Below are 12711 nucleotides of genomic sequence, written 5' to 3'. Positions count from 1 at the left end.
CTCCTAATAAAAGTTATATACTATATTCTGGTTTCATATCTTTAGCCAAAGAAAATTCTTTGTATACTGAATTTCTATAATTCACAAAGCCATTATCAATTCTATTCCTAGGCTTATCCAGTGAAATTTCCATCAAGGAATTTATGTTCCCGGGATTTGACTTCATGATTGCAATTTTATCTCCCAAATATACAGCCTCCTCAATATCATGAGTGACAAATACAACACTTAAATTCCGCTTTTTGCATATATCAATCAATTCATCCTGCAATTGCATTCTTGTAAAAGTATCTAATGCCCCAAAAGGCTCATCCATTAAAAGTATCTCAGGTTCAATAACCAGTGCTCTTGCTATCGCCACTCTTTGTTTCATTCCACCAGATAATTGATGTATATAAGCATCTTTGAATTTTTCCATATTAACAAGTTTTAGATATCTAAGGGCTTTATTCTTTGCCTCATTTTTTGGAATTTTCCTCAATTTTAAACCAAATTCCACATTTTCTATAACTGTTTTCCATGGAAATAAAGCATAATCTTGAAATACCATAGAACTATCCTTGTTAGGCTTGTCAATAACTTCATTATTTATTTCAACAGTTCCTTCTGTAGGTAAATCCAATCCTGCAATTATCCTTAACAATGTACTTTTTCCACATCCCGATGGACCTAAAAGGCAGATAAATTGATTATCCTCAATAACTAAATTAATATCTTTCAATGCTAAAACTTCTTTATTTTTTATATTTTTATCAGATTTGTATACCTTGGACACATTTTTAATTTTAATCACTTATAATCACCACCATCATTTGCGCCACTTTAATACGTTTTTCTGTAATATTTTTATAGCTGAGAAACATATGGTACCTATTATACCGATAGTTATCATTCCTACAATAGTTTCAGGATATTGCATTAAAGTATAAGATGTCCAAGTATAATATCCAATTCCATATTTACCAGAAATCATTTCAGCAGCTATAACACTCATCCATGAATTACCTACTCCTAAAGTAAGTCCTGTAAAAATATTAGGTACAGAACTTGAAAAATAAACATACTTAATCAATTGCCATCTAGTGGCATTCATACTTCTTGCTGCATCAATAAGAGATAAATTAACTTGTTGTGTTCCTGCAATAGTATTAATTAATATAGGAAAAAATGCACCTAAAAATGTTATAAAAATTATACTACCTTCAGCCGATGGGAATATCAATATTGCTATAGGTATCCATGCAATTTGAGGTATAGGTCTCAACATTTCAAAGACCGGTGAAATAAAATTTTTTGCAAAATTGGTCAGTCCTATCAACAGACCAAATATTACCCCCATAGGAAGAGCTAATATACATCCAGATATAACTCTTGCACTACTATATAGAACATGCATATAAAATACCTTATCTACTAAAACTATCTTAATTGATTTCAAAACTTCCAAGGGAGATGGCAGATTTCCAAACATCAATGGCTTTCTTAGATTAAATTTAACAAATATATACCATATAACAATAAATACTGCTATGGAAATTATATGATAAATATATCTTTTTATTTTTAAATAAGGAGCCGTGTTTTGCTTCATAATTATCTTCTCCTTTTACTTTACCTGCTGCCAATTTCCTTTTAAGACTTCTTCACTGGGATATGCGATTTTCGAATCTTTGTATGCTTCCTTTATATATTGAGAATCAACAAATTCATTTAAATCGACATTTTTGATCTTTCCAAGTTTTTCTAAAAAGTCTTTACTTCCTTCCAATGTAGATACGTCTTTATCGTATATAACTGGATCGAATCTTACGTTATTCACTATTTTTTTTGTGACCTCTAATGAATATTTACTTTCGTCAGAAAATATTTTGGCTGCTTCATCTGGATTTTCCCTTATAAATTTATGTGCTTCAATTAATGCTTTCAATAATGCCACAGTATAGTCTTTATTCTTTTCCACCCATGATCTATCTGCCACAATTCCATCTAAATAATCAACTTTAGTATCACTGCCATCTACCAATACTTTCCCGATTCCTTTATTTTCTATCAGGCTGGTAAATGGTTCCCATACTGCAAGGGCATCTATTTTATTCTGTTCCAAATTAGTCATTCCAACAGTTAGATCCTGATTTACTATATTTACTTTATCCGTTACACCATTCTTGTCTAATTCATTGAGCAATAGTCTATGCGCACTGGATCCCAATGGAACTGCTACAGTTTTCCCGGATAAATCCTTAACAGAAGTTATTTTACTATTTTTAGGAACCAAAATAGCTTGATTTTTTCCGTTTTCTCCCTTTCCATCAAAAGCTAAAAATACGGATTTATAATTTGAACTCGATTGACCTTTTTCACCATTAATAATTATTGGCATATCTCCCATAAAAGCAAATTGAAGTTTGCCTGCTACCATGTTATTAGTTAAAGGGGGGCCCGATTGAGCATTGAACCAATCAACCACAAAGTCCTTATCAGGATATTTTTCTTCAAGATATTTTTCAAAAAGTTTTTTATTCTTTATTATCAATGCACCCCAAGTTTGGGATGTTACTGTTTGATAGCCTATTCCTATTTTTACGACTTCTTTTTTACCATTATTATTAGAGTTCTGGCTATTTTGTCCATTTTGTGAACATCCTATAAAAAATACTAATACCAATACTAAAATTAGTATTTGCGACATTATCTTCTTCACACTTTTCAAATTAAATTCCTCCCAATTAATTTTGTTAATTTTTATTATATTTCTATACTTTTTACTATTTTGGTTAAAAGTATATTTGTTTTTATTTCATTTTTACCACTCCTTTAGTTTTATTTATTAATTTTTTGAATAAAAAAGGTCAAATTTAATCTATTATAAAATATAAAAATATCTATATAATAAATTAAATTTGACCTCTAGTTTTTCTAGTCAGTACAAATTAATACGAATAAAAAACTTCCTCTGGAGAAACCATAGGAAGTTATATCCTTTAAGTTTCTCATCTTTCAGGTATTCCTGCTGGAATTGGCACCATTGAATATAAAATTATTCAGGTTGCCGGGCATCATAGGGCCAGTCCCTCTGCCTCTCTTGATAAGAAGTTTTTTCTTTTTTCAATTTCCTACATGATATAACTTTTAAGATAATTTGTCAACAACATTTTTACAATACTTTTATATTGGTTACATCAATAACATGCTATTTTCTGAACTGAAATGGTATCTTATAGCCAATTGTCTGATTCCTTCTCTATGTTATTGTAGTATATTTCAATATACCAGAATATCGAAAGAGGTGTTGGTATGTCAGTATCTGAACAGCTGAAAATTCTATGTGTGAAGCTTGGAATAAGCATCTCCAAGCTTGCCCGGTTATCCGGGAAAAGTCCACAGGCTTTCAGCCAAAAAATGATTCTAGAAAATTTCACCATTACCATATCAAACGCCGGTTATCCTGGGGGAAAAGAGCGTGATAGTATAGATTGTCCTTGGTGTGGTGCTGAAAATGGCACCGGAATAACAAGCGGTAGCGAAATGAAGAAGCTATTCCAGTAGTCGGCTTCTGACCGTAACAAATATCATCCCATAGAGTTTGCGGCCCAACTTCATAAGCGCTTTGTTTTCATTCATACGTTTATCGATGGTAACGGTCGAATTTCCAGGCTGCTTATAAATGCGACTCTTATTCAGGATGGCTTACCTGGCTGTCATTTCTCCGATCTTGCGCCAGGAATATATTAGCCTTCTGAAGCGTGCTCACAAAGACAACCGGCCATTTATTGACTTTATTGCTGAACTGGTTCTTGAGCATGAAATAAAAAGAGCGTAAAACCCTTTGTTTGCTTGGATTTCACGTTCTTTTATTTTACTCCCACTCTATAGTAGAAGGAGGTTTGCTCGTTATGTCATAGACAATTCTGTTTACACCTTTAACTTCATTTACTATCCTTCTTGATACTTTGTCAAGTACCTCATATGGTATCTTGGCCCAATCCGATGTCATAGCATCAGAAGATGTAACCGCCCTGAGTGCAACAGTGTAGCAGTAAGTTCTTTCATCTCCCATGACACCTACCGAACGTATATTAGGAAGGCATGCAAAATACTGCCATATTGATTCGTCCAATCCTGCCTCTGCTATTTCTTCTCTAAATATTGCATCTGCCTCTCTTGTTATTTCGAGCTTTTCCTCTGTAACTGCACCCAATACTCTTATAGCAAGGCCTGGTCCTGGAAAAGGCTGTCTCCAGACTAATTTATGTGGTATTCCCAGTTCTTCACCTACTGCCCTTACCTCATCCTTGAACAACTCTCTGAGAGGTTCAATAAGCTCAAAATTCATATTTTCCGGAAGTCCTCCTACATTGTGGTGGCTCTTTATAGTAGCCGAAGTTCCAAGTCCGCTTTCTACAACATCCGGATATATGGTACCTTGGACAAGAAAAGCTATATCCCCAAGCTTTTCAGCTTCCCGTTCAAATACTCTTATGAATTCTTCTCCAATTATTTTTCTCTTTTTTTCAGGATCATCTACACCTGCAAGTTTGCCTAAAAATCTATCTCCTGCATTTACTCTTATGAAATTCATGTCAAACTGCTTTTTAAATACATCTTCAACCTGATCTCCTTCATTTTTCCTGAGAAGTCCATGATCTACAAATATACATGTAAGCTGCTTGCCTACTGCCTTATGTACAAGTACCGCAGCTACAGAAGAATCAACTCCACCCGACATGGCACATATGACTTTTTTATCTTTTACCTTTTCTCTTATGGATCTGATTTTTTCTTCTACAAAAGATGACATGGACCAGTCACCCTTGAGATTGCATATTGTAAACAAGAAATTTGAAATCATCTTTTTCCCGAAAGGTGTATGCTGTACTTCCGGATGAAATTGAACTCCATATATTCTTCTGGAATCATCTCCCACAGCTGCCACAGGACATTCATCTGTAGTAGCTAAAATTTTAAAACCCTCTGGTGCACGGGAAACCACATCCGTATGGCTCATCCAGCAGCTCTGTTTTTCATCTATTCCATTGAACAAAATACTATTATTGTCCAGCACTACATCTGCTTTTCCATATTCTCTAACTACAGCGCTTTCAACTTTTCCTCCCAGATTGGCACATATAAATTGATGTCCGTAGCATATACCTAGAATAGGAATTCCCAGCTCAAAAATCTCTTTACTTATCTTTGGTGCATTTTCCCCATATACACTTTTGGGACCACCTGTAAATATTATTCCTTTAGGCTTCTTTTCCTTTATCTTATCTACAGGACAAGTATATGGAACTATTTCACAATAGACATTGTTTTCTCTCACTCTTCTTGCTATAAGTTGATTGTACTGTCCACCAAAATCAACTACAATGATCAATTCCCTGTCCATAAATTTCCTCCCAATAAAATTAGTTGCTACTGTCTTACACTATAATTTGGTGCCTCTTTTGTCATTGATATATCATGAGGATGACTTTCTCTCAAGCCTGCTGCAGATTGTACTACAAAGGTGGAATTCTCATATAAATCGTTCAGTGTAGCAGCTCCCAGATATCCCATTCCGGAACGTATTCCTCCAACCAGCTGGAATATGGTATCTGCAACATATCCTTTATAAGGAACTCTTCCTTCCACACCTTCCGGTACCAATTTTTTGTTTCCTTCTTGAAAATATCTGTCTTTACTTCCGCTTGCCATGGCAGAAAGCGAACCCATTCCCCTATAAACTTTATAAGTCCTTCCTTTGTATATTTCAGTTTCACCAGGTGCCTCTTCACATCCTGCAAGCATGGACCCCATCATGGTAACCTTGGCTCCTGCAGCCAATGCCTTTACTATATCTCCCGAATACTTTATTCCTCCATCAGCAATAACAGGAATATCATATTTATTGGCTTCCTCTACACAGTCCATTACTGCTGTCAATTGGGGAACCCCTACTCCGGCTACAACTCTGGTAGTACATATGGATCCCGGTCCTATACCGACTTTTACTGAATCTGCACCTGCTAAAATCAAGTCCCTGGTAGCTCCAGCTGTTGCAATATTTCCTGCAATTATTTGTAGATCAGGATATTTTTCTTTTATAAAACTTACTGCAGTCAGAACTCCTTTTGAATGTCCATGCGCCGTATCAACCGTAATAACATCAACTCCGGCCTTAACAAGTTCAGACACCCTGTCCATCATGTCTTTTGTAACACCAACAGCTGCTCCACATAGAAGCCTTCCCTTTTCATCCTTGGCACTACTAGGGAATCTCTTTACTTTCTCTATGTCCTTTAATGTTATCAATCCTCTAAGGTTGTTATCAGCGTCAACCAGAGGCAATTTCTCTATTTTATACTTTTTCAGTATTTCCTTAGCTTGTTCAATAGTAGTATCCTGGGCAGCTGTTATCAATTTTTCCCTAGTCATAACTTCTGAAATTTTTTTACTATAATCTGTTTCAAATACTATATCTCTATTTGTTATTATTCCAATAAGTTTGCCATTTACAGTTATAGGAACTCCAGATATTCTATATTTGCTCATAAGTAAAAGTGCATCATCTATGGTATTGTCGGGAGAAAGATAAAATGGATTTGTTATTACTCCATTTTCCTGTCTCTTTACCCTGTCTACTTCAACGGCCTGCTGTTCTATGGTCATATTCTTATGTATTATTCCAATACCGCCTTCTCTCGCCAATGCTATAGCCATTCTTGAATCAGTAACAGTGTCCATGCTCGCACTCATGATCGGTATATTCAATTCTATTTTCTTTGTCAGATTGGTCTTCAACGAAACTTCTCTTGGTAAAACTTCCGACTTGTTTGGTACTAAAAGAACATCATCAAAAGTATATGCCTTTTTTAAAATTTTTGCCAATTAAAATCACTCCTATAAATTTATATTTCTTAAATGTCCAGCTTTAAATATGCAATGAAAATATTTTACCTACAAATAAAAAACATATTAATTCATTATTTTGTGAAATTAATATGATTATAACATAAGAATTCCACTCATAGTCGGAAATTTACGGCCTCCGGTAGATACTTCCTGCCATATTCAAGGGATATATGAGCTGAATAAAAGATTCTTTATTTATTTTTATAAATTTTGATGTATTTCTATCTGTTTCACTAACTATTTACACTATTTTATTCAATTTTTCTGTTTTTGTCAACGTAAATATATTGCAAACTTTAGAAATAGACTGTGGATATATATATTCTCATTAAGGTATTTCCCAAAAGAACTGTTATAATCGAAGACGCTGTAATAAATGGTATAAACGGTATGAAATCTTTTCTGGATTTTATATCCAGTGCAATTAAAATTATTCCTGCCAGTGTCCCGATGAAAAATGAAATGATAATCATCAGCAATACAAGTTTAAATCCTAAAAACAATCCTGCTATTATGCAAACCTCTGCGTCCCCAAATCCCATGCCTCCGGTAAGTAAAATTAAACAAACTATAAATAGTCCTGCTGCAATTCCTCCATATATAAATGTTTTTATATCATATCCCATATAGTATTCAACTAATAGAAATATACTTGAAGCACCAATTCCTGCAATAATCGTGTTAAAATATACATTCATTGTATAGATATCGATAACAGCTATCAGTAATACTATGGACAGAAATGCCGCATATTTCACAAACATCAATCCAAATCCATATTTTATGTACAATAAAATAAACAATATTCCTGTTATAACTTCAATTATAAAATATTGTGGTGATATATTATGATTGCAGTACCTGCATTTGCCCTTCAATAGTATGTAACTAAAAACAGGAATCAAGTCTCTCCACTTTATCTTGTTATTACAGTTTGTACATCTGGAATGGGGATATATTATGGATTGTTCACGAGGTATCCTGTATACACATAAGCTTAAAAAACTTCCTATAATAGTACCTAAAATAAAAACTAATATTTTCATTTTATTATTTCCTCCTATTATAGAATTATTTACACATTTATAAAATATATTCTTTGCATAAAATATAATAACCCGGGATCCATAACGATACCGGGTTATTATTAAATGTATACTTTTCAGGATGTGTATTATTAATACATTCCATCCATTCCGCCCATTCCGGGTGCACCTGCTCCTGGAACTGGAGCATTATTCTTCTCTGGAATATCAGCCACTGCCGATTCCGTAGTTAAGAATGTAGATGCTACCGATGCAGCATTTTGAAGAGCTGATCTTGTAACTTTGGTTGGATCTACTATACCAGCTTCTACCATATTGACATATTTATTTCTCAAAGCGTCAAATCCAATGCCTGGTTCACTATTTCTAACTTTTTCTATTATTACCGATCCCTCAAGGCCTGCATTGGCTGCTATCTGTCTTATTGGTTCTTCAAGTGCCTTTCTTATTATTTCAATACCAATTTTTATATCCTGTACATCTGAGGTTAATTTTTCAATTTCAGGAATTACATTCAAGTAAGCTGTTCCGCCTCCTGGAACCAATCCTTCCTCAACAGCTGCTTTTGTAGCTGCAAGGGCATCCTCTATTCTCATCTTCTTTTCTTTCAATTCAGTTTCAGTTGCTGCTCCAACCTTTATTACTGCTACTCCTCCTGCAAGTTTTGCAAGTCTTTCCTGTAACTTTTCTCTATCAAAGTCTGAAGTAGTTTCTTCAACCTGTTTTCTAATCTGATTTACTCTGTCTGAAATTGCACTCTTGTCGCCTTTTCCATTTACAATCGTAGTATTTTCTTTTGTTACTTTAACATTATCTGCTCTTCCAAGATCTTCTATGTTGACTTCCTTAAGATCTCTTCCCAACTCATCCGATATAACTTTGCCACCTGTAAGTACTGCTATATCCTGAAGCATTTCTTTTCTTCTGTCACCAAATCCTGGAGCCTTAACTGCCACACAATTGAATGTTCCTCTCAACTTGTTTATAACCAATGTAGTAAGTGCTTCACCTTCTACATCTTCAGCTATTATAAGCAGTTTCTTTCCTTGCTTTACTATCTGCTCCAATAGCGGAAGTATATCCTGTATATTTGATATCTTCTTGTCAGTTATCAATATATAGGCATCATCCAATGCAGCTTCCATTTTTTCTGAATCAGTTACCATATATGCACTCAGATATCCTCTGTCAAACTGCATACCTTCAACAACGTCCAATTCAGTGCCCATTGATTTTGATTCTTCAACAGTTATAACTCCTTCATTTCCTACCTTTTCCATAGCATCTGCTATCAACTTGCCAATTTCATCATCCGAAGCTGATATAGCTGCAATTCGTGCTATGTCTTCTTTTCCGCTTACTTTTTTTGAAATCTTCTTTATCTCTTCTACTGCTTTGTCTACTGCCTTTTTTATACCCTGCCTTAAAAGCATAGGATTGGCACCAGCTGTAACATTCTTTAATCCTTCTCTTATTATAGCCTGTGCAAGCAATGTAGCTGTAGTAGTACCATCTCCTGCTACATCATTTGTTTTCGTTGAAACTTCCTTTACAAGTTGAGCTCCCATATTTTCATAAGGATCTTCCAATTCAATTTCCTTTGCTATGGTAACACCATCATTAGTTATAAGCGGTGAACCAAACTTTTTATCAAGTACTACATTTCTTCCTTTTGGTCCAAGTGTTACCTTTACTGTATTTGCTAATTTATTTACGCCTTCCTGCATAGATCTTCTGGCTTCTTCACCAAATAGAATGCTCTTTGCCATAAAAAACCCTCCTCACAACTTTAAAATTATAAATTATATGAATCTAATTTTATTTTTCAATTATAGCCAAAATATCATCCTGTCTTAAAATTGTATATTCCTGACCATCAAGTTTTACTTCAGTTCCACCATATTTGGAGAATAGTACTCTGTCACCTACTTTTACTTCCATTTTAACTTCTTTTCCATCTACTACTCCGCCTGCTCCAACAGCTACAATTTCAGCTTCCTGTGGTTTTTCCTTGGCAGTTCCTGGTAAAACTATTCCACTTTTTGTAGTTTCTTCTGCCTCGATTTTCTTTATAACAACTCTGTCTCCAAGTGGTCTAATATTCATTAAAACCCCTCCTTAAAATTATTTTTAATTAATTTAAAATAATATTGACAACTTTAAACAAATATTAACTCTCATTATTAGCACTCAATATTATTGAGTGCTAACACAATTATTATAATAATAAATACAGTTTATATTTTCAAATTCTAATTTTCCACATATAGGGTATATATAGCCCAATTTGCTAAATTTGCTGTTATTAAATAAATATTTCTTTTAATTTCTACTGATTTCATAATATCACATATATAGTTATGTTTTATATTTTGATATCTTCAACATTATTTTTTCTCTCTTAAGAAATCCTATTGTAAATAGTAAAATCATAGCTACCGATATAAATATAAGCATAAGTTTATCACCAGAATAAATTTTTGAACCAAAATAAGAAGAAATTATTATTCCCGGCAGTCTGCCCAGCGTAGAATATATAGTAAAATCTCTTAAATTAATCCTAGATATTCCACATATATAGGCCAAAATATCTTTGGGTATACCAGGTATCAAATACAAAAAGAATACCAATAAATTCATATTTTTAAAATTAAGAATATTTTTGAAAAATTCAAATTTTCTTTTTGATATCATCCTGACTAACAGAGGTTTTCCCAATATTCTCGAAATCAGATATGCAATTATACTTCCTGAAGTTATTCCCAAAATAGATAATAGAGTTCCCCAAAATGTTCCATATATATAACCGGATGCAATTTGGATCAATTCTCCAGGTATGAAAAAAGCGACGACCTGAAGCATCTGCAATATTAAAAATACAAGAATTCCATATCTGCCATAAGATAGAATTATGTATTTTAACTTTTTAGGGCTTTTTACAATATACATATATTTGAAATAATACTCATATGCAATTATCAGTATAAATACCGATATTATACCTATCAATATCATCTTAATCATTTTTTTATCTAATTCAGCAGTTTTCATCTTAAAACATCCCATTATTGACTTATAATTAACTCTATTTACTATAATGTCCATGTGAGTTTTATTTATACTGATTTAAATCTTTAAAGCGCAAAAGGTAATTGAATACGTTTTAAAGCATCCAATTACCTCTCCTTTTTTATAAAAACATAAAATATTACCTTTCCATATTTATTTCCTTGAATTTTTCAAGATTTTCATTTGACAATATGGTCTTTTTATTGGACTGTTTACTAAATTTTATAAGCTGAGGCTTGGCCTTCATAGATGACACCATGGCTGCCGGTCCTCCAATGCAACCACCCTGGCACATCATACCTTCTATAAAATTTCCCGGGACTCTGCCTACTTTTGCACTTACCATAGTTTTCTTTATTTCATCTTTTCCACTTACCTTGACAGGCTTAAAATCTACATCCATATTTTTCTCGGAAATATAGTCCTGTATAGCAGCAGCAACACCTCCGCCTTGTGCAAATCCTCTTCCAAAGGCCGATGCATCATCTATGAGCTCATCTTCACAATTCTCAGGATCTATGGAAAAAGCGCCCATAAATGCAGCCATCTCTTCAAATGTAAGTACGTAATCAACATCATTTTTTATAGACTCTCTCGTAATCTCAACTTTTTTTGCAGTACACGGTCCTACAAATACAACTATGGAATTTTTATTAAATGCCTTTATTAATCTTGCAGTTGCAATCATTGGTGAAACAGTTCCCGATATTTTATCCGCTAAATTGGGAAACATTAATTCTATATAGTTCATAAAACCTGAACAACATGAATTTGTCATAAACTTATCTTTATTTTCCATTCTTTCAGCAAACTCATTGGCCTCATTTACTGTTACTGCGTCCGCACCACAGGCTGCTTCCACCATATCCTTAAATCCTATCTTCTTAAAGGCATTTTTAACTTGTCCTACGGTTACCTTAGGTCCGAATTGTCCCGTTATGGAAGGTGCCACTACTGCATATACCTCTTTACCAGATATTAAATCTCTGGTAACATCAACCACATAGCTTAAATCCGATACGGCACCAAAAGGGCATGCTTCCATACAGGCACCGCAGCTTATGCACTTTTCATTTTCAATCTTTGCTTTCCTATCATCCTGATTTATCTCCAGGGCACCAGTAGGACATGATCTCTTGCAAGGTCTCATAACCTCCGCTATGGCATTATAAGGACATACTTTTCTGCACATTCCACATTCCCTGCACAGATCCTGATTTATATAGGACCTGCCATTTACCCTTGTAATGGCCTTTGCTGGACATACTTCCATGCACTTATGCTGGATACATCCCCTACAAGCTTCTGTAACATTGTACCTATCTATCGGGCACTGATCACAGGCAGAAGAAAGTACAAACATAACATGAGTCTTATCTTCAATTTTTTTAAGATCTTCCACAGTATTATCGGTAGGTAAAAATCCCGCTGCTAATACTGCTCTTTCATAAGCAACAGCTCTTTCCTTGTAAACACAGCATCTATATTCAGATTTGTCATTTTCAATTATATTGTATGGAATTGTCTCTAGTCGTTTCTTTGTTAATTTATTATCTTTTGTAAGCTCTATAACCTGTTTAATTATACTATATTTCAATTTTTTTAATGGTGTTTCAAAGGTTACCAATCAGATTCCCCCTTGTGTTATATATTCTATTATAGATAAAAAGCATTTTTTTACTTATGAAAACATTATATTTCA

At 33.9% G+C, this 12711-nt stretch carries 12 protein-coding genes and 2 riboswitches; of the genes, 2 read left to right on the top strand and 10 right to left on the bottom strand.

The window, feature by feature from the left end; translation table 11 throughout:
• Positions 1–13 precede the first annotated feature (13 nt).
• From LKE46_RS00345 to LKE46_RS00335, 3 genes are read right to left on the bottom strand one after another with little or no spacing between them, the layout of a single operon-like run.
• Entirely contained in the window at positions 14–793 is a 780-nt protein-coding gene (locus LKE46_RS00345) for an ABC transporter ATP-binding protein (protein ID WP_291717371.1), read from the bottom strand.
• 15 nt (positions 794–808) lie between these two features.
• Positions 809–1591 carry an ABC transporter permease gene (locus LKE46_RS00340; protein WP_291717369.1) on the bottom strand — a complete coding sequence of 261 codons (783 nt, stop codon included), beginning with the start codon at positions 1589–1591 and terminating at the stop codon, positions 809–811.
• Between the two features lie 15 nt (positions 1592–1606).
• On the bottom strand, positions 1607–2701 hold the full coding sequence (locus LKE46_RS00335; RefSeq protein ID WP_291725486.1) for an ABC transporter substrate-binding protein: 1095 nt from the start codon (positions 2699–2701) through the stop codon (positions 1607–1609).
• A gap of 286 nt (positions 2702–2987) precedes the next feature.
• Positions 2988–3092: riboswitch (SAM riboswitch) on the bottom strand.
• Positions 3093–3294: 202 nt separating this feature from the next.
• On the opposite strand from LKE46_RS00335, the gene LKE46_RS00330 reads away from it, so the two are divergent.
• Entirely contained in the window at positions 3295–3546 is a 252-nt protein-coding gene (locus tag LKE46_RS00330; protein ID WP_291717367.1) for a hypothetical protein, read from the top strand.
• A 30-nt stretch (positions 3547–3576) separates the two neighbouring features.
• On the top strand, positions 3577–3732 hold the full coding sequence (locus LKE46_RS17640) for a Fic family protein (RefSeq protein ID WP_291726873.1): 156 nt from the start codon (positions 3577–3579) through the stop codon (positions 3730–3732).
• 124 nt (positions 3733–3856) lie between these two features.
• Here the strand turns inward: LKE46_RS17640 and guaA are convergent, their stop codons facing one another.
• From guaA to LKE46_RS00295, 7 genes are all read right to left on the bottom strand, one after another.
• Entirely contained in the window at positions 3857–5389 is a 1533-nt protein-coding gene (guaA, locus tag LKE46_RS00325; protein ID WP_291717365.1) for a glutamine-hydrolyzing GMP synthase, read from the bottom strand.
• A 26-nt stretch (positions 5390–5415) separates the two neighbouring features.
• Complete coding sequence (guaB, locus tag LKE46_RS00320; RefSeq protein ID WP_291717363.1) at positions 5416–6870, bottom strand: IMP dehydrogenase; 1455 nt, start codon at positions 6868–6870, stop codon at positions 5416–5418.
• 120 nt (positions 6871–6990) lie between these two features.
• Positions 6991–7088, bottom strand: a riboswitch (purine riboswitch).
• Between the two features lie 102 nt (positions 7089–7190).
• Positions 7191–7940 carry a prepilin peptidase gene (locus LKE46_RS00315; protein WP_291717361.1) on the bottom strand — a complete coding sequence of 250 codons (750 nt, stop codon included), beginning with the start codon at positions 7938–7940 and terminating at the stop codon, positions 7191–7193.
• Positions 7941–8071: 131 nt separating this feature from the next.
• Positions 8072–9709 carry a chaperonin GroEL gene (gene groL / locus LKE46_RS00310; protein WP_291717359.1) on the bottom strand — a complete coding sequence of 546 codons (1638 nt, stop codon included), beginning with the start codon at positions 9707–9709 and terminating at the stop codon, positions 8072–8074.
• A 49-nt stretch (positions 9710–9758) separates the two neighbouring features.
• Complete coding sequence (groES, locus tag LKE46_RS00305; protein WP_291717357.1) at positions 9759–10046, bottom strand: co-chaperone GroES; 288 nt, start codon at positions 10044–10046, stop codon at positions 9759–9761.
• 252 nt (positions 10047–10298) lie between these two features.
• Positions 10299–10991, bottom strand: a complete 693-nt coding sequence (locus LKE46_RS00300; protein WP_291717355.1) for a TVP38/TMEM64 family protein — start codon at positions 10989–10991, stop codon at positions 10299–10301.
• A 157-nt stretch (positions 10992–11148) separates the two neighbouring features.
• Entirely contained in the window at positions 11149–12636 is a 1488-nt protein-coding gene (locus tag LKE46_RS00295) for a 4Fe-4S dicluster domain-containing protein (protein WP_291717353.1), read from the bottom strand.
• Positions 12637–12711 lie beyond the last annotated feature (75 nt).

The organism is Clostridium sp. (assembly GCF_022482905.1).
GTDB lineage: Bacteria > Bacillota > Clostridia > Clostridiales > Clostridiaceae > Clostridium_B.
This window is presented reverse-complemented; position numbering and strand designations above follow the sequence as displayed.

Coding starts and splice junctions, on each gene's coding strand:
- LKE46_RS00330 (WP_291717367.1), top strand. CDS start 3,295: ATGTCAGTATCTGAACAGCTGAAAATTCTATGTGTGAAGCTTGGAATA.
- groL (WP_291717359.1), bottom strand. CDS start 9,709: ATGGCAAAGAGCATTCTATTTGGTGAAGAAGCCAGAAGATCTATGCAG.
- LKE46_RS00315 (WP_291717361.1), bottom strand. CDS start 7,940: ATGAAAATATTAGTTTTTATTTTAGGTACTATTATAGGAAGTTTTTTA.
- LKE46_RS00300 (WP_291717355.1), bottom strand. CDS start 10,991: ATGAAAACTGCTGAATTAGATAAAAAAATGATTAAGATGATATTGATA.
- guaA (WP_291717365.1), bottom strand. CDS start 5,389: ATGGACAGGGAATTGATCATTGTAGTTGATTTTGGTGGACAGTACAAT.
- LKE46_RS00340 (WP_291717369.1), bottom strand. CDS start 1,591: ATGAAGCAAAACACGGCTCCTTATTTAAAAATAAAAAGATATATTTAT.
- groES (WP_291717357.1), bottom strand. CDS start 10,046: ATGAATATTAGACCACTTGGAGACAGAGTTGTTATAAAGAAAATCGAG.